This is a genomic window from Pseudomonas sp. 20P_3.2_Bac5, assembly GCF_025466035.1.
Lineage (GTDB): Bacteria > Pseudomonadota > Gammaproteobacteria > Pseudomonadales > Pseudomonadaceae > Aquipseudomonas.
This window is the reverse complement of sequence record NZ_JANLOA010000130.1, coordinates 18,823-38,677: the sequence shown is the minus strand read 5'-3', so window position 1 is coordinate 38,677 and position 19,855 is coordinate 18,823. Positions and strand designations below refer to the sequence as shown.

General features: G+C 63.5%; 19 protein-coding genes. 12 read left to right on the top strand and 7 right to left on the bottom strand.

Annotated features, from left to right (window positions below):
* Positions 1-161: 161 nt before the first annotated feature.
* From NTD88_RS24950 to NTD88_RS24920, 7 genes are all read left to right on the top strand, one after another.
* Positions 162-452 carry a c-type cytochrome gene (locus NTD88_RS24950; protein WP_095159044.1) on the top strand — a complete coding sequence of 97 codons (291 nt, stop codon included), beginning with the start codon at positions 162-164 and terminating at the stop codon, positions 450-452.
* A gap of 46 nt (positions 453-498) precedes the next feature.
* A complete protein-coding gene (locus NTD88_RS24945) occupies positions 499-1,116 on the top strand; it encodes a c-type cytochrome (RefSeq protein ID WP_110969919.1) in 618 nt (205 codons plus the stop codon).
* 172 nt (positions 1,117-1,288) lie between these two features.
* Positions 1,289-1,921 carry a thiol:disulfide interchange protein DsbA gene (gene dsbA, locus NTD88_RS24940; RefSeq protein WP_095159042.1) on the top strand — a complete coding sequence of 211 codons (633 nt, stop codon included), beginning with the start codon at positions 1,289-1,291 and terminating at the stop codon, positions 1,919-1,921.
* A 12-nt stretch (positions 1,922-1,933) separates the two neighbouring features.
* Positions 1,934-2,788, top strand: a complete 855-nt coding sequence (locus NTD88_RS24935; protein WP_095159041.1) for an endonuclease/exonuclease/phosphatase family protein — start codon at positions 1,934-1,936, stop codon at positions 2,786-2,788.
* A gap of 23 nt (positions 2,789-2,811) precedes the next feature.
* The gene (locus NTD88_RS24930) at positions 2,812-4,812 is read left to right on the top strand and encodes a GGDEF domain-containing protein (protein ID WP_262156455.1); all 2,001 of its coding nucleotides are present in this window, start codon (positions 2,812-2,814) and stop codon (positions 4,810-4,812) included.
* A gap of 64 nt (positions 4,813-4,876) precedes the next feature.
* Complete coding sequence (locus tag NTD88_RS24925) at positions 4,877-5,662, top strand: N-acetylmuramoyl-L-alanine amidase (RefSeq protein ID WP_262156454.1); 786 nt, start codon at positions 4,877-4,879, stop codon at positions 5,660-5,662.
* A gap of 84 nt (positions 5,663-5,746) precedes the next feature.
* Positions 5,747-7,369 carry an EAL domain-containing protein gene (locus NTD88_RS24920; protein WP_262156453.1) on the top strand — a complete coding sequence of 541 codons (1,623 nt, stop codon included), beginning with the start codon at positions 5,747-5,749 and terminating at the stop codon, positions 7,367-7,369.
* Positions 7,370-7,375: 6 nt separating this feature from the next.
* Here the strand turns inward: NTD88_RS24920 and NTD88_RS24915 are convergent, their stop codons facing one another.
* Together NTD88_RS24915 and algB are read right to left on the bottom strand one after the other, a co-directional pair.
* Positions 7,376-9,163, bottom strand: a complete 1,788-nt coding sequence (locus NTD88_RS24915) for an ATP-binding protein (protein WP_262156452.1) — start codon at positions 9,161-9,163, stop codon at positions 7,376-7,378.
* The gene (gene algB / locus NTD88_RS24910; RefSeq protein ID WP_095159036.1) at positions 9,160-10,506 is read right to left on the bottom strand and encodes a sigma-54-dependent response regulator transcription factor AlgB; all 1,347 of its coding nucleotides are present in this window, start codon (positions 10,504-10,506) and stop codon (positions 9,160-9,162) included. The genes NTD88_RS24915 and algB overlap by 4 nt, the downstream gene beginning before the upstream one ends.
* A gap of 324 nt (positions 10,507-10,830) precedes the next feature.
* Between algB and NTD88_RS24905 the strand changes: the two genes are divergently transcribed.
* From NTD88_RS24905 to NTD88_RS24885, 5 genes are all read left to right on the top strand, one after another.
* Positions 10,831-11,103 carry a hypothetical protein gene (locus tag NTD88_RS24905; protein WP_095159035.1) on the top strand — a complete coding sequence of 91 codons (273 nt, stop codon included), beginning with the start codon at positions 10,831-10,833 and terminating at the stop codon, positions 11,101-11,103.
* Positions 11,104-11,148: 45 nt separating this feature from the next.
* Complete coding sequence (locus NTD88_RS24900; protein ID WP_042127667.1) at positions 11,149-11,313, top strand: DUF1328 domain-containing protein; 165 nt, start codon at positions 11,149-11,151, stop codon at positions 11,311-11,313.
* 4 nt (positions 11,314-11,317) lie between these two features.
* Positions 11,318-11,788: an inhibitor of vertebrate lysozyme family protein gene (locus NTD88_RS24895; RefSeq protein ID WP_095159034.1), complete on the top strand. Its 471-nt coding sequence runs from the start codon at positions 11,318-11,320 to the stop codon at positions 11,786-11,788.
* Between the two features lie 728 nt (positions 11,789-12,516).
* Entirely contained in the window at positions 12,517-13,848 is a 1,332-nt protein-coding gene (gene gltP, locus NTD88_RS24890; protein WP_095159033.1) for a glutamate/aspartate:proton symporter GltP, read from the top strand.
* Positions 13,849-14,043: 195 nt separating this feature from the next.
* Positions 14,044-15,273, top strand: coding sequence for a nucleoside recognition domain-containing protein (locus tag NTD88_RS24885; RefSeq protein ID WP_262156451.1), 1,230 nt, complete (start codon positions 14,044-14,046; stop codon positions 15,271-15,273).
* Here the strand turns inward: NTD88_RS24885 and NTD88_RS24880 are convergent.
* The 5 genes from NTD88_RS24880 to NTD88_RS24860 form a co-directional block, all read right to left on the bottom strand.
* A complete protein-coding gene (locus NTD88_RS24880) occupies positions 15,255-15,875 on the bottom strand; it encodes an ABC-type transport auxiliary lipoprotein family protein (RefSeq protein ID WP_262156450.1) in 621 nt (206 codons plus the stop codon). The two genes, NTD88_RS24885 and NTD88_RS24880, sit on opposite strands and share 19 nt — an antisense overlap.
* The gene (locus NTD88_RS24875) at positions 15,872-16,810 is read right to left on the bottom strand and encodes an MlaD family protein (protein ID WP_262130790.1); all 939 of its coding nucleotides are present in this window, start codon (positions 16,808-16,810) and stop codon (positions 15,872-15,874) included. The genes NTD88_RS24880 and NTD88_RS24875 overlap by 4 nt, the downstream gene beginning before the upstream one ends.
* Position 16,811: 1 nt before the next feature.
* The gene (locus tag NTD88_RS24870) at positions 16,812-17,609 is read right to left on the bottom strand and encodes an ABC transporter ATP-binding protein (protein WP_095159029.1); all 798 of its coding nucleotides are present in this window, start codon (positions 17,607-17,609) and stop codon (positions 16,812-16,814) included.
* Positions 17,606-18,748 (bottom strand): ABC transporter permease, encoded by a 1,143-nt coding sequence (locus NTD88_RS24865; protein ID WP_262156449.1) that lies wholly within the window; start codon positions 18,746-18,748, stop codon positions 17,606-17,608. Before NTD88_RS24865 ends, NTD88_RS24870 begins: the two co-directional genes overlap by 4 nt.
* An 80-nt stretch (positions 18,749-18,828) precedes the next feature.
* The gene (locus tag NTD88_RS24860) at positions 18,829-19,851 is read right to left on the bottom strand and encodes a DUF2914 domain-containing protein (protein WP_262156448.1); all 1,023 of its coding nucleotides are present in this window, start codon (positions 19,849-19,851) and stop codon (positions 18,829-18,831) included.
* Positions 19,852-19,855 lie beyond the last annotated feature (4 nt).

Sequence of the window (19,855 nt, the reverse complement as noted above, 5' to 3'; positions counted from 1 at the left end):
GCTCGGCAAGCGGTGTCGTTTCCGTTTCGGTAACGGGAGTATATAATGCCCTAGATTTTGTGTGCGCATTATCCCAGCGTAGGACGATGTGCACGGGGGCCTAGAATTACAGATTGCGCGACAGAACGCAGTGCAACCCCCAACCCTGAAAGGTCGTTCGCATGACGAAATGGCTGCTTGCATTCGGTGTCTTGATACCGTTTTTCAGCGCTCAGGCTACACAGGATCCCGAGGCGTTGTACAACCGCACGTGTGCGGCTTGTCACGCCGGGCAGCTGCCACAGGCACCGAAAGCGGGTGACAGTGCGGCTTGGGAGCCAAGACTGGCGCAGGGTATGGAGATGTTGGTCGGGCATGTAACCCAGGGTTTCAAGGCTATGCCGCCGCGTGGATTGTGCATGGACTGCAGTGCCGAGGACTACCAGGCAATCATCCGATGGATGAGCCAGTAGGCCCGATACATAACTCTTTCACCCTTAGCCGTAGTTGGATTAGCTGATGAACAAACTACTCGTGAGTCTGCTGTTGACCTTGGGCGTTACAGGCGGCGCCAATGCCGCAGGCACTATCGTTGGCGATGCCGCTGCCGGTCAGAGCAAAACCGCTGTTTGTGGCGCTTGTCACAATCCGGACGGCAACAGCCTGGCACCGAACTTTCCGAAGCTCGCAGGCCAGGGTGACAAATACCTGCTGAAGCAACTCAACGACATCAAGGGAGGCAAGCGCACCGTTCTGGAAATGACCGGCATGCTCACCGCCTTCTCCGATCAGGACCTGGCCGACATCGCCGCCTATTTCTCCAGCCAGAAAGGCAGCGTGGGTGCCGCCGATCCGAAACTGGTCAAGCGTGGCGAAGAGCTGTTCCGCGGCGGTGACCTGAGCAAGGGCCTGCCGGCCTGCACCGGTTGCCACTCGCCAAATGGCGCGGGTATCGCAGCCGCCGGCTTCCCGCATTTGGGCGGCCAGCACGCCAGCTATGTGGCCAAGCAGTTGACCGCGTTCCGCGAAGGCGAGCGCACCAACGACGGCGACGCCATGGCCATGCGCTCGATCGCCGCCAAGCTGAGCAACAAGGACATCGAAGCGCTGTCCAGCTACATCCAGGGTCTGCACTGATCCGGGGGCGCACCTTTAACGTTGGGTTAATGGTGCGTCACGAACATGAAAAGGGCGGCTTCGGCCGCCCTTTTTTCGTTCTACTGCCGTTACACTTACGAACTCGCACCCGCCTTGGCCTGTCAGAAGATAGGTCGTTTCAGGGCGACCCATGACTGCTCAGGAGTAAAGCATGCGTAAACTGATTCTCAGCGCCGCGTTGGTGGCTGCCAGCGCTTTCGGTATGACTGCACAGGCTGCCGAGCCAATCGAGGCGGGCAAGCAATATATCGAGCTGAGCAACCCGGTGCCGGTGTCCCAGCCGGGCAAGATCGAGGTCGTTGAGCTGTTCTGGTATGGCTGCCCGCACTGCTACGCATTCGAGCCGACCATCAATCCGTGGTCCGAAAAACTTCCCGCCGACGTCAACTTCAAGCGCATTCCCGCCATGTTCGGCGGTCCGTGGGATGCTCACGGCCAGATGTTCCTGACTCTTGAAGCCATGGGCGTGGAACACAAGGTTCATGCCGCCGTCTTCGATGCCATCCAGAACCAGAAGAAGCACCTGACCAAGCCGGACGAAATGGCCGACTTCCTGGCAACCCAAGGCGTGGACAAGGACAAGTTCCTGGCGACCTTCAACTCCTTCGCGATCAAAGGCCAGATCAACCAGGCCAAGGAACTGGCGAAGAAGTATGAAATCACCGGTGTTCCGAGCCTGGTGGTCAACGGCAAATACCGCTTCGACCTGGGCACTGCTGGCGGCCCGGAAGGCGTGCTGAACGTTGCCGATCAACTGATCGCCAAGGAGCGTGCCGCCAAGTAAGCGGCGATCACCATGAGACGTTGGAGAAGCGAGCGGATTGCCGGCCTGTGTGATCCACGGGTCAACGAAAATCATCTGGTGGAGAACAGTCTCCCGGAAGACGGTCGTCTGCGCCTGCTCAGCTTCAACATCCAGGTCGGTATCAGCACCGAGCGCTACCGGCACTACCTGACCCGCGGCTGGCAACACCTGCTGCCGCACACCGGGCGTGCCGGGAACCTGCAGAAGATCGGCGACCTGCTCAGCGACTTCGATCTGGTGGCCCTGCAGGAAGCCGATGGTGGCAGCCTGCGCTCGGGCTACGTCAATCAGGTCGAACACCTCGCCCACCTTGGTGCCTTTCCCTACTGGTACCAGCAGCTCAACCGTAACCTCGGGCGTTTCGCCCAACACAGCAATGGCGTACTCAGCCGGCTGAAGCCGCAGTTGCTGGAAGATCACCCGCTGCCCGGCCCCGCAGGGCGCGGCGCGATCCTGGTGCGCTTTGGCGAAGGCGAGGACGCGTTGGTCGTGGTGATGATGCACCTGGCCCTCGGTTCCAAGACCCGGGCGCGGCAACTGGCCTATATCCGTGAACTGATCAGTGGTTATCGCCATCAGGTGTTGATGGGCGACATGAACACCCACGCCACTGACCTGCTGCAACACTCGCCGCTGCGTGACCTCGGGCTGATCGCCCCGCAGGTCGAGGCGACCTTCCCCAGTTGGCGCCCGCAGCGCTGCCTGGACCACATTCTGCTCAGTCCGACGCTGACCCTGGAACGGGTCGAAGTCCTTTCCCAGCCAATTTCCGATCATTTGCCGGTAGCCGTTGAGATTCGTTTGCCTGATGCACTGACTGTGGATACGCTTCCGGTTTTGCGTTAGTCCCCTCCTTTGCGGACCCAGGCATGACCGACGAAGCCCAGCGCTGGAAAGAGAAGTACCTCAAGAGTATCGAGCAGCAGGAGAAGCTGGAGCGCCGTTGGGATGCCCGCCTCGACTTGCTGCGCCGTGGCCTCGTGCGCAGCACCCTCGCCGCTGAAGGCAGCGACCGCGTGGTGGACGAGTGCATGAAGGAAATGCGCGACGTCATCCGCACCGACAACATGGACGCCGCCCTCGCCGGCTTGATCCCGCGCCTGGAAAAAGCTGTGCTCGACTCCGAGCAGCGCCGTGCCACCCGGGTTTCCCAGGTCAGCACTGCGCTCACCGCGCTGGTCAACCAGTTGCAGTCGCTGTCGCTGCCCAGCGAAGTGCGCCGTCCGCTGAAGAAGTTCGCCAAGCAGGTGGAAGCCCGCGCCAGCCAGTCGCGCGAGGTGCCGTTGCTCCTCGGTGAACTGAGCAAGCTGCAAGGTCAGGCGCTGGAATTGCTGAACAATCCCGAGGAGCACAAGCAGCCGGGCTTGTTGCAGCGCCTGTTCGGTGGCCGCGATGCCGAGGCCGAAGCGGATGTCGCCCCGGCCGTCGCCGATGAGCGCCCTGTCGAAGCTGCGCCACCGCCGGCGCGGAAGGTCGAAGACGCGCCGTTGGCGGATGTTGATGAGCTGCGGCCGCTTCCGGTTGCCGCTGAGGTGACGGAGCACCGCGCCCCGACACCCGCGCCGCAACCTGCGCCTGTCGAAGCGCCGCCGCCAGCCGTCGAGATCGAGACGCCCGCCGAGCCTGTCGCCGTAGTCGAGCCTTTCGAGGTCACTGCGGCCGCCGCCGCCCCGGCCGAGGATCAGCCGCAAGCACCTGCAGAGCCCGTCGAAAGCCCGGAAGCGGAACGTCCCACGGACGAAACCCCGGAAACGACCGAAGAGCCCGCTCAGGAGCTGACCCCGGAAGAGCTTTTGTATTCGCTCCCCGATGGCACCGAGCCGACCTACAGTTCGGTCGCCACGCACATCGAAGAAACCCTGCTCGGCCTGCTCGACGACCTGACGCTGCCCGAACGCCACCAGCCGCAGGCGCAGTCCGTGCGTAATCGTCTCGAACACGGGCTGAACTGGTACGAACTGCTGCCGGTGCTGGACGACCTGGCCGTCTTGATGCTGGCCATCACCGACAGTGGCCAGCACGAATTCGAGGCGTACCTGCAACAGCTCAACGAGCGCCTGGAGTCATTCCAGAGCCATCTGCAGGAAGCCAGCGAAGGACACGCCGACAACCAGACCGCCGAACGCGACCTGAACAGCCAGTTGCGCGAACAGGTCGACGGCCTGCAAACCAGCGTGCAGGGTGCGGCAGACGTCGACAGCCTCAAGCACATTCTGGAAAACCGCCTGGAAGGCCTGCTCGGCACCATGGACGAGCACCAGAGCGAGCGCGACAAGCGCGAGCAGGAAATGTCCACCCGCCTCAAGGGCCTGGCCGAGCGTGTCGCGCACATGGAGCAGGAAGCCCAGGGCTACCGCGAGCACCTCGAAGAGCAGCGGCAGAAAGCCTTGATCGATCCGCTGACCGGCTTGCCGAACCGTGCGGCGTGGTCCGAGCGGCTGGACCTGGAAGTCGCCGACTGGCAGGAAAAAGGCGGTCACCTGCTGATGGCCATCCTCGACCTCGACCATTTCAAACGCATCAACGACAACTACGGCCACCTGGCGGGCGACAAGGTGTTGAAGATCGTCGCCAACGAACTGCGCAAGCGCCTGCGCACTCGCGACTTCATCGCCCGCTTCGGCGGTGAGGAGTTCGTCCTGCTGGTTCCGCAGACCGGCATCGCCGGTGGTCTACAGTTGGCGGAGAGCCTGCGCGCGGCGGTGGAAGCCTGCCCGTTCCACTTCAAGGGCGAGCGGGTCACCATCACCCTGTCGGTGGGCATCACCGCATTCCGCTCCGGTGAGCGCAGCGATGTGGTACTCAAGCGGGCCGACGAAGCGCTCTACCGGGCCAAACACCAGGGTCGCAACCGCGTCGAACAGGGGTGAGCGGCCTTCAGTGAGGTACGTTATGCTATTGCATTACAGACTTCCCAGGCGTCGCCCTCTTTTCATGAAAGCGTTTTTCTCCCTCCTCCTGCTGGCCGTGCTGGCAGGTTGCAGCAGCGGCCCGCAACTGCGCATCGATCGCAGCCATGTCTCGGCCAACCAGGACAGCCGCATCCAGTTCGTCGTGCTGCATTACACCAATGCCTCACTCGACCGCTCGCTGGCACTGCTGACCCATGGCGAAGTCAGCAGCCACTACCTGATCGGCGATGATCGCGACGCCACCATTTACCAACTGGTCGATGAAAGCCGCCGGGCCTGGCATGCCGGTGACAGCCAGTGGGAAGGCCGCACCTGGCTCAATTCCACCTCCATCGGTATCGAAATCGTCAATCCCGGCTTTACCGACACGCCAACCGGGCGGGTCTGGCACCCGTTCAGCGAGGCGCAGATCCAGTCGCTGATCGTCTTGCTCAAGGACATCGTCCAACGCAACAACATCCAGCCGCGGCACATCATTGGCCACAGCGATATTGCCCCGCTGCGCAAGCTCGATCCCGGCCCGCTGTTCCCCTGGAAACGCCTGGCTGATGCCGGTCTGGGCATCTGGCCCGACGCGCGGGCGGTGGCGCAGGTGCAAGCGCGCTTCGCGGTCAATCCGCCCAGCGTGACCTGGTATCAGCAGCAACTCGCCCGCTTCGGTTATGCGATCGAGCAGAGCGGCGAGCTGGATGTCGCCACCCGTCATGTCCTTGCCGCCTTCCAGATGCGCTTCCGTGCGCAGCGTTTCGACGGCCAGCCCGACGCGCAGACAGCGGCGATCCTGCAGGTGCTCAACAACGCCCGCTGATGGGGCCTGAAGGCCGCCGCCCAACGGGCAGGCTGAGTCGTCCTCCTGTTGCTATACCTCTTGGTACTCGACGGGATATTTTTGATGTCATCTGCCCTCCTGATGTTGCGCGGCCTGCTCTATCGTCCCTGGCTACTGGCCACGCTTGCGGCCTCGGCGAGTGCGATCTTGTTGCTGCTGGCCAGCCTCGGCGTGGCGATGCATCAGTTGCAGGTCAACGAAAGCGAGCAGATGAATGCCCGCGGCGAGCGCTTCCTCGACCGGCTGGAGCAGATCTTCGGGCAATTGCGCGAAGGCGTCGATGAACTCCAGGCGCAGCCGGCGCGCGGTTGCGATGCCAACATGCTCGCGGCCTTGCAGCAGGTGGCGTTCAATAATCGCTTCGTCTTCGAGGCCGCCTATGTGGACGGCCAGCAAACCTGCTCCAACCGTCTTGGCGATCGCACCTCCGAATCCCTGCCGCCCCCGGACATTCAGGGCCCCACCTACAGTTACTGGCTCAACACCAGCACCGAGCCCGATGACAACCGTGCCGCACTGGTACTCGGGCGCGGGCCGTTTCGCGTGTCCACGTCGCGCGGCCACCTCACCGACGTGGTCGACCTGCCCGCCGGCGGCAGCCTGTTGGTGGTGCTCGACCGCGGCGCCCGCGCCGTGCCGGTGTTGGGCCCGGTTCAGGCATGGCCGCCACCCGGCGACGTCTGGCCGCCGGTTTCCACGAAAGCGCTGGTGGAACTGCCGGATCGCCTGGTTTACCGCATGCCGACCAAGTCGCCGGATTACCAGCTGGTGCTGATCGCGCCGCGCGCCAGTCTGCCGTTGAAAATGAACGGCGTGCTCTGGCTGCTGTTCCCCGGCAGCCTGCTGTTGGCCTGGTGCATCGGCTGGGCGGTGCTGCAACTGGTGCGGCAGAGCCGCTCCATGAGTTCGGAACTGCAAGGCGCTTTGCGCCGGGGTGAATTGCAGGTGCTCTACCAGCCGATCTTCGAACTCACCAGCCGCAACTGCGTGGGCGCCGAGGCGCTGGTGCGCTGGCGCCGTCCGGACGGCTCGCTGACCAGCCCCGACCTGTTCATCCCGCTGGCCGAGAACACCGGCCAGATTCGCCAGATCACCGACTTTGTCCTGCAACGGGTGTTCGACCAGTTGGCCCAGCTCTTGCGCGCCAATCCGAAGCTGTACATCTCGGTCAACCTTGCCGCCTGCGACGTGATGGTGCCGCGCATCGGCCGGGTGGCGGCGCGGCTGTTGGCCACGCACCATGTGGCGGCGAGCCAGATTGCGTTCGAGGTGACCGAGCGTGGGCTGATAGACGTGGTAGTGGCCCGGGACAACCTCCAGGCGCTGCGGGCGGTGGGCCATCAAGTGCTGATCGACGACTTCGGCACCGGCTATTGCAGCCTCGCCTATTTGCAGACCCTGCCGGTGGATTGCCTGAAGATCGACAAGGCGTTCGTCGATGCCCTGGGCCATGATGCCGCCAGCAGTGGCGTCGCCCCGCACATCATCCGCATGGCCCATGCCCTGCAACTGCGGGTGATTGCCGAGGGCATCGAATACGAAGACCAGGCGCTGCTGCTCAACAGCGAGGGCGTGAATTATGGCCAGGGCTGGCTGTTCGCCCACCCGCTGAGCGCCCGCCAGTTCGTAGAGCTGATTACCCGCGGTCGGCGCCTGGGCCCACGGCGCATCGACGACGAAGCCTGAAACGCCTCAGACCGGCAGCGCCATGTAGAACTGTGTGCCTTGCTCGGGCCGCGAATAAACCCCCATGCGCCCGCCATGCAACTGGACGATCTCCTTGCACAGCGCCAGGCCGAGGCCGGCGCCGCCTTTCTTGCGTCCGACCTGGACGAAAGGCTCGAAGATCCTGCCCTGCTGGCTGTAGGCAATGCCTTCGCCGTTGTCTTCGACGCTGATGATTACCCGCTCGCCATGTCGCCTCGCCTGCAGGCGGATGCGCCCGCCCGACGGGGTGTGGCGAATGGCGTTGTCCAGCAAGTTGTCCAACACCCGGTCGAGCTGGGCGACGTCGGCCTGAATCCGCGGCAACGGGTTGCCCAGCTCCAGTTGCAGGTCGATCTGCTTGGCCGCCGCCGCACTGGCGTAACGCGCTCGCGCCCGCTCCAGCAATTCATCAAGGGGGCAGAGGCTGCGCTCCAGCTTCTGCTGGCCGCTCTGGTAACGGGAGAAGTTCAGCAGGTCGTTGATCAGTTGGGTTAGGCGCTGCATTTCCTCGCCGATGGTGTCGAACAGATCGCTCTCGCGGGACTGCTCGGGAAACTTGACCCGCTCGCGTAGCAGGCCGAAAGCCATGTGCATGCCGGTCACCGGCGTGCGCAACTCGTGGGAGGCGCGCAGCACGAACTCGCTGCGGACCCGCTCGAACGCGCGCTGCTCCGTCACATCGTGAAGCACCATCACCGCGCCGAGGATCTGCCCGTCCGGGCGGCAGACCGGCGTCAGGCTGTAGGTCAGCACGCGGTTTTCCTTTTCGATCTCCAGGTGCAGGTCTTCCGGCACCCGCTCCAGATTGCCGCCGCGCAGGACCTGATGCAGTTGCTGGTCCAGCTCGGGGCGCTGCATGGCTTCGCCAAGGCGACTGCCGGCGCGGGAGTCGTCCCAGCCCAGTTGGCGCTGGGCCACCGGGTTGAGGTGTTCCAGGCGACCCTGGCGGTCGATGATCAGCAGGCCGTCGTCGATGCTGTCGAGCACGGCTTGCAAGCGTTGCTGGCCGGCGACCAGTTCATCGACATTGGTCGCCTGATGCTGGCGCAACGCCTCGGCCATCAGGCCGAAGCGCCGGGCCAGTTGGTTGATTTCCAGTGCCGAGGTTACCGGCAGGGTCACCTCGAAATCACCGCGCCCGACTTGGTCGGCTGCGGTAGCCAGCGCCTCGATCGGCTGGCCGAAGCGACGGGCGATGCCGTGCGCGGTGAGAAAGCCTAGGCCCAGCACGGCGAGGCCAACGAAGCCCAGCACCCCGGACATCAGCACGGCTTTTTCCCGCGAGACTTTCTCCGCTCCGCGAATCTGCTCGACGGCCTGTTTGTGGGATTCGATCAGGCTGCTGCGCAGCGCGCTGAAGGCTTGCCCCAGTGGCTGATCGACGCTCAGGTTGCGCCCCGGCGCCGAGGTAGCCCGCAGTTCGCGAAGGAAGTGCTGAAACTCACTGTTGGCCCGGGTGAAGTCGTCGAAGCCGTCGGCCTGCTGCTCATGACTCAGGCCCTCGTCCAGCAACCGCTGGAACTCGCTCTGCAACTGGCTCAGGACCGACGCATCGCTGTTCTCGTCGAGAATCTGCGTCAGTTGCTCGCTGAGGTTCTGGCGCATCTTCAGGCCCATGTCGAGGACATAGGTGTTGTTGCGGATCATCGCTTCCTGCGAACTGGCCATCTGCTGAACGCTGACCAGGCTCAGCAGCAGGCCGAGCAGGGCCACGGTGATCAGCGCCGAAATGCTGAGAAACAGCCTTGTCCGCAACTTCATCGCCCATTTCATAAGTTGTACTGCTTGCGCTTGCGGTACAGCGTCGAAGCGTCGATCCCCAGGGTCTTGGCGGCTTGGTCGAGGGTGTCGCTGGTGGCCAGTACCGCGCCGATATGCGCGCGTTCCAGTTCGTCCAGGCTGAGCGCGGCACCGATGCGCGGTGCATTGCTGGCGGGTTGCTCGGCCATGCCGAGGTGGACGATTTCGACTTTCTCCTGCGGGCAGATGATGCTCGCGCGCTCGATCACGTTACGCAGCTCGCGGATGTTGCCCGGCCAGCGGTAGTTGAGCAGCGCGGCCCGCGCTTCTTCGCTGAAGGCCCGCGCCGGACGCGAGTATTCCTTGACGAAGCGGGCGAGGAAACGATCGGCCAGGGTCAGGACGTCCTCGCTGCGCTCGCGTAACGGCGGTAGGTGCAGGGTGATGACGTTGAGGCGATAGAGCAGGTCTTCGCGGAAACGGCCTTCGCGGACCATGTCCTCGAGGTTGAGGTTGGTCGCGGCGAGGATGCGCACATCGGCGCGGCGGGTGACCGGGTCGCCGACCCGCTCGTATTCCTTGTCCTGGATGAACCGCAGCAGCTTGGGTTGCAGGGCCAGGGGGAAGTCGCCGATTTCGTCGAGGAACAGCGTGCCGCCGTCGGCCTGGTTGACCCGGCCCAGGGTGCTTTCGCTGGCGCCGGTGAAGGCGCCGCGGCTATGGCCGAACAGTTCGCTTTCCATCAGTTCGGCGGTCAGGGACGGGCAGTTGATGGTGACGCAGGCCTTGCGCGCGCGCTTGCTCCAGCCGTGGATGGCCCGGGCCAGCTCGCCCTTACCGGTGCCGGACTCGCCGAGGATCAGAATGTTGGCGTCGGTGGTCGCCACCTGCCGGGCGGTTTCCAGCACCACCATCATGGCCGGGCTGTGGGAGTCCAGGCCGTCCTTGGGCTTACGGATTTCGCCTTCGAGGGCTTCGAGGCGCGCCGAAAGCTGGCGCACTTCCAGTTGCTTGGCGGTGGCCAGGCGCAACTGGTCGGGGCTGCAAGGCTTGACCAGGTAATCGGCCGCGCCGGCCTGGATAGCATCAACGGCGGTATCCACCGCCGAATGGGCGGTGACGATCACCACGCGCATCCATGGGGCCTGAATACGCATCTGTGCGAGGACGTCGAGGCCGTTGTCCTCGCCCAGGCGCAGGTCGAGGAAGCACAGGTCGAACACCTGACGCTGCAGCAGGGTTTCGGCCTGCGCAGCGCTGTTGGCGGTGGCGACGGTATAGCCCTCGTCCTCCAGGCAATAACGGAAGGTACGCAAGATGGCGGACTCATCGTCCACCAGCAGAATGCGGCCTTGAGGATCTGGGGCTGACTCCATTTTCCATGCGCTCCTTAGGAATTATCTTGGTTAGTGTCGGAAAAATCGGGCAAGTTGCATGGTCAATTCTGATTCATTCCTTTCCTTGCATGCTAGCTCCCTGCTTGCCGACCTAAATTTGGGAAAATTCCTACGGAAAAATAGTCTCTGACCATGCAAAAAGCACGACGCCGCCAGGGGGCATCGTGCAGGATGCTTTCCCGACGGTATTTGCTTCATGCGTAAATTATTGATTTATATAGAAAATATTATTAGATGCGGGCTGGCATGCAGGCTGCAATGACCCTTCCAGGTCATAACAAGATGCAGCAAGAGGAGCCCGGCATGAACCGCACACCCGCCGCCCTGGTGCTTATATCGCCATTACATCTGCGCCAGCTTTTGTTTCTCTCGCTGGCGCTGCTGCTGACACTGATTGCCGGCCAGGTGTATCACGCCTGGCAGGTCAAACAGGTCGACAGCCAACTCGCAATCCAGGTCGAGCGCCTGCATGAAAGCCGTGCCGTGCCCCTGCAAACCGCTCCGCTGATGCGCTCCAAGGCGCTGCCAGCCGCCACCGCCGCTGCCCATGTTCCACAAGAACGCTGGGTGTTTTAACGGCGAACGGCCAAGGACCCTTTCCATAACAGAAGGAGAATCACCATGTTGAGTTGGGCCATTACCTTCCTGATTATCGCCATTGTCGCTGCCGTGCTGGGCTTCGGTGGTATCGCCGGCGCCGCTACCGGTATCGCGAAGATCCTCTTCATTATCTTCCTGGTGCTGTTCGTGGCTTCCTTCTTCTTCGGACGTCGCGGTCGAGGTTGAACCAATGAAAGGCGTGATACGCAACGCCCTGGCCGCCGCCCTGTTGCTGGGCGGCTGCACGGCGGCAATGGCGGCCAATGACGGCCAGGTCCGGGCCACCGACATTCTCGGTGCGGACCCCGAGTATCGGGAAACCTGGCAGGACATGGTCAAAAAAGAGGAGCGGTTGCCCGAGTGGGTGCTCAACCTCAGCGGTGTTTCCGAGCAGCAGATGTCAGCGGTCGAGGAAGACGGCGACAAGTATCTGGTCGGACCGTTGTGCGAAAGCGAAGGCAAATGCCTGAACAAGCGTCTGATCGTGGCCTTCCGTTGGGATAAGGAAAAAGCCTACGGAATGCTGGTTGAGGTGCCTGAGGGGCTGCCCGGTGACAAGTCACCGACCCGCCACGCCGATTATCGCTGGCTGGGTGACCCCGACCCGGGCATGCAGGCCATGCTCAGGGAACAACTCAAGCGTGATCCGAACTGGTACTGAAGCCCCGCCGGGTGCTTCGGGACAGAGACAGAAGCTGAACCTTTTCACCGTTCAAGCTTCTATGTTGCGCCCACTCGAGGAGGGCAGGCGCATGACCAAGGGGCCGGGCTGCTCTGATTGCTACAGGATCGGAGGGGCCTAGGGGTACAAGGAGTGCCTCCGTCGAGGGCCGGGTCAGGAAGCAACGCCGGGAGTGGTCTGTCAGGGTGTCCCGTAATCCGGGATACCTTTGACGGGCTCTCCCGGCCGTATCCATTCCGGCAGCCCTTTCTTCCCGACAGATGGCAAATCCGCCACCCGCTCGTCTGTCCGGCAAAAATATTTTCGGCTTTTTCCTACATGCGCCGATGCGATTTTCACCCATTCGGATTGTCGAACACCTGCCTGTCGCACCTGCCGATTACCCTCCGAATCTGCCGCAATATGGCGGATTGATCGTATTCGGAATCCCGAACACCCCTTTCGCAACCCTCCTTGACGACCGTTTTTTGCCGAAAAACTCATGCCGATTCGGCATGGGGTACTCGTTTCCGGCATTAGACTAGGCCCCTCCACGCCTGAATAGTTGCGCCTTTTTTCGCCTGCCAGCGCTCATTACCGCTCGCTCGCGATGACCTTCTGCGGTGCCTTTGACTGTTGCCGAAGAAGTCTTCCAGACCCCTTTTAATGGCTCTGGAATGCTGGTTACAGCGCAATGCCCGTGTCCACTTGAACAAAAAGGTAATGACATGAAGAAGGCAAAACTGAGCCTCGCCTGGCAGATCCTCATCGGTCTGGTACTGGGTATCGCCATCGGAGCACTGCTGAATCATTTCAGTGCAGAAAAGGCATGGTGGATCAGCAATGTGCTGCAGCCAGCCGGTGACATCTTCATTCGCCTGATCAAGATGATCGTCATCCCGATCGTGATTTCGTCGCTGATCGTGGGTATCGCCGGGGTTGGCGATGCGAAGAAACTTGGCAGTATCGGCCTCAAGACCATCATTTACTTCGAGGTGGTGACCACCATCGCCATCGTCGTCGGCCTGGTCCTGGCCAACCTGTTCCACCCGGGCGCTGGCATCGACATGAGCACCCTGGGCACCGTGGACATCTCCAAGTACCAGGCCACCGCGGCCGAGGTGCAGCATGAACACGCGTTCATCGAGACCATCCTCAACCTGATTCCATCGAACATCTTCGCGGCGCTGATGCGCGGTGAAATGCTGCCGATCATCTTCTTCTCGGTACTGTTCGGCCTGGGCCTGTCCAGCCTCAACGCGGAAATCCGCGACCCGCTGGTGAAGACCTTCCAGGGCGTTTCCGAAGCCATGTTCAAGGTCACCCACATGATCATGAACTACGCCCCGATCGGTGTGTTCGCCCTGATCGCCGTGACCGTCGCCAACTTCGGCTTCGCCTCGCTGCTGCCGCTGGCCAAGCTGGTGCTGCTGGTGTACTTCGCCATCGCCTTCTTCGCCTTCATGGTGCTGGGCCTGGTGGCGCGCCTGTTCGGCTTCTCCATCATCAAGCTGATGCGCATCTTCAAGGACGAACTGGTCCTGGCCTACTCCACCGCCAGCTCGGAAACCGTGTTGCCGCGAGTGATCGAGAAGATGGAAGCCTACGGCGCGCCGAAGGCCATCTGCAGCTTCGTGGTGCCGACCGGTTACTCGTTCAACCTCGACGGTTCGACCCTGTACCAGAGCATCGCGGCGATCTTTATCGCCCAGCTCTACGGCATCGACCTGTCCATCAGCCAGCAGTTGCTGCTGGTGCTGACCCTGATGGTCACCTCCAAGGGCATCGCTGGCGTGCCGGGCGTTTCCTTCGTGGTCCTGCTGGCCACCCTGGGCAGCGTTGGCATTCCGCTGGAAGGCCTGGCGTTCATCGCCGGTGTCGACCGCATCATGGACATGGCGCGTACCGCCCTGAACGTGATCGGCAACGCTCTGGCGGTCCTGGTCATCTCCCGTTGGGAAGGCATGTACGACGACGCCAAGGGCAAGAAATACTGGGATTCGCTGCCGCACTGGCGCAGCAAGGAAGTGGCGGTGGCTGGCAAGGCCGTCAAATCCTGAGTCGTTTTCCTGCTGAATGAAAAAGCCCCGATTCGTCGGGGCTTTTTGTTTTCTGTGAGTTTGTAGGGGCCTTATCGCGAGGCAGCGTATCGGTAGGAGCGAGCTTGCTCGCGATAAGGCCCTGAAGGGGTCGCAACAGAGGACACTGGTTCTGCCGGCCGCTATCATTCAGCCCATCTTTGGGGGAGTTAACGGATGCTCAACGGCCTTTGGCTTGGTTTTTTCGTGGTGGCGGCCATTTCGGCCCTGGTGCAATGGCTGGTGGGCGGCAACGCCGGGGTCTTCGCGGCGATGGTCGAAAGCATTTTCGCCATGGCCAAGCTGTCGGTCGAGGTCATGGTCCTGCTGTTCGGCACCCTCACCCTCTGGCTGGGCTTTCTGAAGATCGCCGAGCAAGCCGGGATCGTCGAGTGGCTGGCCAAAGTGCTTGGCCCGCTGTTCCGCCGGCTCATGCCGGAAGTCCCGCCCGGTCATCCGGCGTTGGGCCTGATCACGCTCAACTTCGCCGCCAACGGCCTGGGCCTGGACAACGCCGCCACGCCCATCGGCCTCAAGGCCATGCGCGCCCTGCAGGAGCTGAACCCCAGCCCGACCACCGCCAGTAACGCGCAGATCCTGTTCCTGGTGCTCAACGCCTCGTCGCTGACCCTGTTGCCGGTGACCATCTTCATGTACCGCGCCCAGCAAGGCGCGATGGACCCGACTCTGGTGTTCCTGCCGATCCTCATCGCCACCACCGGCTCGACCCTGGTCGGCCTGCTCTCGGTGGCGGTGATGCAGCGCCTGCGCCTGTGGGATCCGGTGGTGCTCGCCTATCTGGTGCCCGGCGCCTTGCTGCTGGGCGCGTTCATGGCACTGCTGGCCGGCCTGTCCGCCACCGCGCTGGCCAACCTGTCGTCGATCCTCGGCAACCTGACCCTATTCGGCCTGATCATGCTGTTCCTGCTGATCGGCGCCTTGAAGAAGGTGAAGGTGTACGAAACCTTCGTCGAAGGGGCGAAGGAAGGCTTCGACGTAGCCAAGAATTTGCTGCCGTATCTGGTGGCGATGCTGTGCGCGGTTGGCGTGCTACGGGCGTCCGGCGCGCTGGAATTTGGTCTGGACGGGATTCGCCATACGGTCGAATGGCTGGGCTGGGACACCCGCTTCGTCGATGCCTTGCCGACCGCGCTGGTCAAACCGTTCTCCGGCAGCGCGGCGCGGGCCATGCTCATCGAAACCATGCAGACCCACGGCGTGGACAGCTTCCCGGCGCTGGTAGCGGCGACGGTGCAGGGCAGCACCGAAACCACCTTCTACGTGCTGGCGGTGTACTTCGGCGCCGTCGGTATCCAGCGCACCCGCCACGCGGTGGGTTGTGCGCTGTTGGCTGAACTGGCCGGCGTGCTGTCGGCCATCGCGGTCTGCTACTGGTTCTTCGCCTGATAGCGGTTGCCCTCGGCTACGGTCCAGTCGAGCAACTGCGCCATCAACCGGTCAGTGACCTGGCCCAGGCCACTGACCACCGCCGGGATTTCCTTGTCGGCCTGTGGCTGGCGGACTTCGAAATGACGGCTGGCGAGGATGCGCTGGGTGCGCCCCTCCACCAGCCGCGCATCCAGGCGGATCACCACGCTGATGCCCTGGGCGCTGTATTCACTCTGGAGTGCCTGTAGCTCGCCGACCAGCTCGTAGTCGGCTTGCAGGTTGCTGTCGTCGGCGCTCAAGCGCGGCACTCGGCCATCGCGCTGGAAGGCATCGAGGATGCGATTGCGCAGCAGGGTCGGGGCCGGGTCGGTCCAGCGCGCGCCCTTATAGCTGCTGATCTGGTCGCCCTGCGGCACCACGGCGATGCGCGGGACATTGAAGATGTCGCTGGCCAGCGGCTTGTTCACCCGCAACGACCAGCTCACCGGCGCGCTGGTCGACGACGCGGCCACCGCCGCCGGCAGGCGATAAACCTCGGCGTTCTCGGCCTGGGGCAGGATCGAGCAGGCGCTGCTCAGGCTGATCAGCAGGGCCAGGGTCAGGCGGCTGGCGAGGCTCATGGCTCGAACTCCTTGTTTTGATCACGGCCGAGCAGGTAGCCGCTGGGGTTGGCTTCAAGGCGACGGGAAATCCCCTTGAGCGAGTTGAGGGTGTCACGCAGTTCGCGGATCGCCGGCGACAGCTCGCGGAAGCCTTGGGCACCGCTGTCGATGGCGTCGCGATTGCTTTCCAGCAGCGCATTGAGCGTCGCGGTGCTCTGCGCCAGCGAACGCATCGCCTGGTCGGCGCTGTTGACGATCTGCGGGCCCTGGCTGCCAAGCAGCTTGTTGGCGTTGCGCATCAGCTCGCTGGTTTGCTCCAGCGTGGCGCCGGCCTGCTGGCCGATGGTCGCCAGTTCGCGGATGGCATGGCTGATGTCCTCGCGCTGCGCGGCGATGGCGCCGGTGGTTTGCTCCAGGTGTTCCAGGGTCGAGCCCAGGCGCGTGGCGTTTTCTTCGGAGAACAGGCGGTTGGCGTTGTGCAGCAGCAGGTTGATGTTGGTCACCAGGTCGCTGCTGTTGGTCAGCAGGCGGGCGATAGGCGATGGAGAGGCGATGATCACCGGCAGTTTGCCGCCCTTGCCCACCAGCGGCGGACTTTCCGGAGTACCACCGCTGAGCTGGATCAGCGAGGTGCCGGTGACGCCGGTCAGGGTCAGCTTGGCCTGGGTGTCCTGTTTCACCGGGGTTTCGGCGTTCAGGCGGATGCGCGCCAGAACCCGGCGCGGATCGGCGGGGTCCAGGTGCAGGCTGGTGACATCGCCCACCTTGATCCCGCTGTATTGCACGGCGCTGCCTTTGGACAGGCCGGTGACCGGCTCGTTGAACACCACCTCGTAGTCCTTGAAGGTGCTGTCGACGCTGGATTTGGCCAGCCACAGGCCGAACAGCATGGCGCCGGCCACCACCAGGACGGTGACCATACCGATCAGCACATGGTGCGCGCGGGTTTCCATTTCACTTCTCCTTCAGCGCTGTGGCGGCCTGATACGCCGCCCGGCCACGCGGGCCATGGAAATACTCGTGGATCCACGGGTCGTCAGTCTGGGCCACTTCGTCGATGGGCGCGGCCACCAGCACCTTCTTCTGTGCCAGTACCGCGACCCGGTCGCTGATGGTGTAGAGCGTGTCCAGGTCGTGGGTGATGAGAAACACGCTCAGGCCGAGGGCATCGCGCAGGGTCAGGATCAATTGGTCGAAGGCCGCCGCGCCGATGGGGTCGAGGCCGGCGGTGGGTTCGTCGAGGAACAGGATGTCCGGGTCCAGCGCCAGCGCGCGAGCCAGAGCGGCGCGTTTGATCATGCCGCCGGACAGCGAGGCGGGAAACTTGTCCGCCGCCGATTGCGGCAGGCCGGCCAGGGCCAGCTTGACCCCGGCCAGGTGCTCGGCGTCGTCGCGGCTCAGGCCGGCGTGCTCGATCAGCGGCAGGGCGACGTTTTCGGTGATGGTCAGCGAGGAGAACAGCGCGCCCTTCTGGAACAGCACGCCGAAGCGACGTTCGATCAGCGAGCGCTCGTTCGCGTTGGCGTTGGACAAGTCCTGGCCGAACACCCGCACCGTGCCTTCGTTGGGCCGGCGCAAGCCGATGATGCTGCGCAGCAGCACCGACTTGCCGCTGCCGGAGCCACCGACCACCGAGAGAATCTCGCCGCGGTACAAGTCCAGGTCGAGCTGCTCGTGCACGCTCTGGCTGCCGAAGCGGTTGCACAGGCCACGGACTTCGATCACCGCCTCGCGGGCGTCGGGCCGGCTCACCAGCCCATCTCCATGAAGAACAGCGCGGCCACGGCGTCGAGGACGATCACCACGAAGATCGACTGGACCACCGCCGAGGTGGTGTGGGCGCCTACCGACTCGGCGCTGCCGCTGACCTTGAAGCCTTCCAGGCAACCGATCGCGGCGATCAGGAAGGCGAAGAACGGCGCCTTGGCCATCCCCACCAGGAAGTGCTGCACACCGATGTCGTCTTCCAGCAGCGAAAGGAACATCGCAGGCGAGATGTCCAGCGACAGCGCGCAGACCACCCCACCGCCAACGATGCCGCAGAGCATCGCCAGGAACGTCAGCAGCGGCAGGGAAATCAGCAGCGCCAGCACGCGCGGGATCACCAGCAGCTCCACCGGGTCCAGGCCGAGGGTGCGAATTGCGTCGACCTCCTCGTTGGCCTTCATCGAGCCGATCTGCGCGGTGAAGGCGCTGGCGGTGCGGCCGGCCATGAGGATGGCGGTCAGCAGCACGCCGAACTCGCGCAGGAATGAGAAGGCGACAAGGTCGACGGTGAAGATGCTCGCGCCGAAGCTGGCCAGTACCGTGGCGCCGAGGAAGGCCACCACCGCGCCCACTAGGAACGTCAGCAGGGCGACGATGGGCGCGGCGTCGAGGCCGGTCTGTTCGATATGGGCGACCACCGAGGTGATGCGCCAGCGTTTGGGTTGCAGTGCGCGCCGGGCCAGGGTGGCGATGATCAGGCCGATGAAGCCGAGTAGCTGGCGGCTGTCCTGCCAGAGGGTGTCCACCGCCGCGCCGATGCGCGCCATCAGTTGGGTCATTACCGGAAGCTGGGTAACGCGCGGCGGGATGCAGAACTCGGTCAATGAAGCTTGCACGCTGTGCAGCAGGTGGCGGCTGGCGGGCGGCAGCGGGCTTTCGCTTTCCAGTTGCGCCAGGCGCTCGGGCCCGAGCAATTCCACCAGCAGCGAGGCGCCGGCGGTGTCGAGCTTGCCGAGCTGGTCCAGTTCCACAGGGGTGTTGCTGTCGTACTGGCCGCTGAGGGCCGCGGTGCTCTGCTTGAGGCTGGCGTAGTTGACCAGCGTCCAGTCACCGCTGAGCCGCAAGCGCGGCGGGCTTTGGCTCGTGTCGAGAATGGCGCTGGCGGGGCTGGTAATACGGGTCATAGGCTCCGGAGGTCCATGGGCGCTTGAACGCAGTCTGATCGTCGCGCAGGCACTTTTCCTACAAAGCCCTGAGCATAGCGTCACTGTGTGGCGGATGCTTGACCATCATCAACCACGCGGAAGCGCAACACGCCGATCACCTGGCCGTCCTCGGTCAGCACCCGGACCTGCCAGCGCCCCACCGGGTTGGCCGGGAACACCTGTTTGTGGGTCCAGGCGCGGTAGCCTTCCTTGCGCCCGCCATTGATATCGAGGGCGATGCGATCGACCTCTTTGCCGTTGAATTGCCAGACGTGATAGATGCGCTCGTTCAGCCCGCGCGGGGCCTTGATCGCGGTGTAGGCGTAAAGTCCGGCGCTGCGGATCTGGCTGGCGCTGACCTGCTTGAGGCTGTCGCCGGGGGTGCGGTTCTGCAGTTGGCTGCTGATCGCCACCTCGGTCATCCACAGGGTCGCCGGCGGCACCCAGGAACGCAGCAACCAGCCGGCACCGCCGATCGAGAGCGTCACCAGCACCAACGCGATCGCCCGGCGCGCATTGTTGATCGGGAAGCTGCTGGCCAGGCTTGGGAAGGACAGCAGCATCGCCACGCCCAGCGCGAGCTTGAAGCTCTCGGCGGTGGTCAGGTGGAGGATGATCGGCAGCGCCGTGAGCATCGCGGCGAATAGGGTCAGGGTGTGCAGGGCGAGGAACAGCCAGCGCCGGGGCGCGACCCAGCGGTAGTAGAGCGGGTCGATGATCGACACCAGCCCGGCGGCGCCCAGCAGACCGGTGAAGATCAGTTGGCCGCTGTTCCAGGTGGTGGTGACGAAGAAGAACGGCAGGACGAAGAACAGGCTTTCCTGGTGGATCATCTGCGTCGCGTAGCGCAGAAGCGGTTGCGGGATTTCGCGCTTGAACAGGCGGGCGAACAACTGGGTGAAACTGTTTTCCAGCATCAGCCAGACCCAGCTCACCAGCATCAGGATCGCGACCCAACTGGCCAGGCTTTCCTGGCGATCGACCAGGATGAAGCTGCCGATACCGGAGAGGAAACCACCGAGTGCGATGACCCCGGGATAGCGCTTGATCAGTTCGATGAGGCGCTGGATGTAGATAGGCATGGGG

Bases quoted from the DNA above. Each gene is read 5' to 3' on its own strand.
- NTD88_RS24950 (WP_095159044.1), top strand. From the start codon at position 162: ATGACGAAATGGCTGCTTGCATTCGGTGTCTTGATACCGTTTTTCAGC.
- NTD88_RS24945 (WP_110969919.1), top strand. From the start codon at position 499: ATGAACAAACTACTCGTGAGTCTGCTGTTGACCTTGGGCGTTACAGGC.
- dsbA (WP_095159042.1), top strand. From the start codon at position 1,289: ATGCGTAAACTGATTCTCAGCGCCGCGTTGGTGGCTGCCAGCGCTTTC.
- NTD88_RS24935 (WP_095159041.1), top strand. From the start codon at position 1,934: ATGAGACGTTGGAGAAGCGAGCGGATTGCCGGCCTGTGTGATCCACGG.
- NTD88_RS24930 (WP_262156455.1), top strand. From the start codon at position 2,812: ATGACCGACGAAGCCCAGCGCTGGAAAGAGAAGTACCTCAAGAGTATC.
- NTD88_RS24925 (WP_262156454.1), top strand. From the start codon at position 4,877: ATGAAAGCGTTTTTCTCCCTCCTCCTGCTGGCCGTGCTGGCAGGTTGC.
- NTD88_RS24920 (WP_262156453.1), top strand. From the start codon at position 5,747: ATGTCATCTGCCCTCCTGATGTTGCGCGGCCTGCTCTATCGTCCCTGG.
- NTD88_RS24915 (WP_262156452.1), bottom strand. From the start codon at position 9,163: ATGAAATGGGCGATGAAGTTGCGGACAAGGCTGTTTCTCAGCATTTCG.
- algB (WP_095159036.1), bottom strand. From the start codon at position 10,506: ATGGAGTCAGCCCCAGATCCTCAAGGCCGCATTCTGCTGGTGGACGAT.
- NTD88_RS24905 (WP_095159035.1), top strand. From the start codon at position 10,831: ATGAACCGCACACCCGCCGCCCTGGTGCTTATATCGCCATTACATCTG.
- NTD88_RS24900 (WP_042127667.1), top strand. From the start codon at position 11,149: ATGTTGAGTTGGGCCATTACCTTCCTGATTATCGCCATTGTCGCTGCC.
- NTD88_RS24895 (WP_095159034.1), top strand. From the start codon at position 11,318: ATGAAAGGCGTGATACGCAACGCCCTGGCCGCCGCCCTGTTGCTGGGC.
- gltP (WP_095159033.1), top strand. From the start codon at position 12,517: ATGAAGAAGGCAAAACTGAGCCTCGCCTGGCAGATCCTCATCGGTCTG.
- NTD88_RS24885 (WP_262156451.1), top strand. From the start codon at position 14,044: ATGCTCAACGGCCTTTGGCTTGGTTTTTTCGTGGTGGCGGCCATTTCG.
- NTD88_RS24880 (WP_262156450.1), bottom strand. From the start codon at position 15,875: ATGAGCCTCGCCAGCCGCCTGACCCTGGCCCTGCTGATCAGCCTGAGC.
- NTD88_RS24875 (WP_262130790.1), bottom strand. From the start codon at position 16,810: ATGGAAACCCGCGCGCACCATGTGCTGATCGGTATGGTCACCGTCCTG.
- NTD88_RS24865 (WP_262156449.1), bottom strand. From the start codon at position 18,748: ATGACCCGTATTACCAGCCCCGCCAGCGCCATTCTCGACACGAGCCAA.
- NTD88_RS24860 (WP_262156448.1), bottom strand. From the start codon at position 19,851: ATGCCTATCTACATCCAGCGCCTCATCGAACTGATCAAGCGCTATCCC.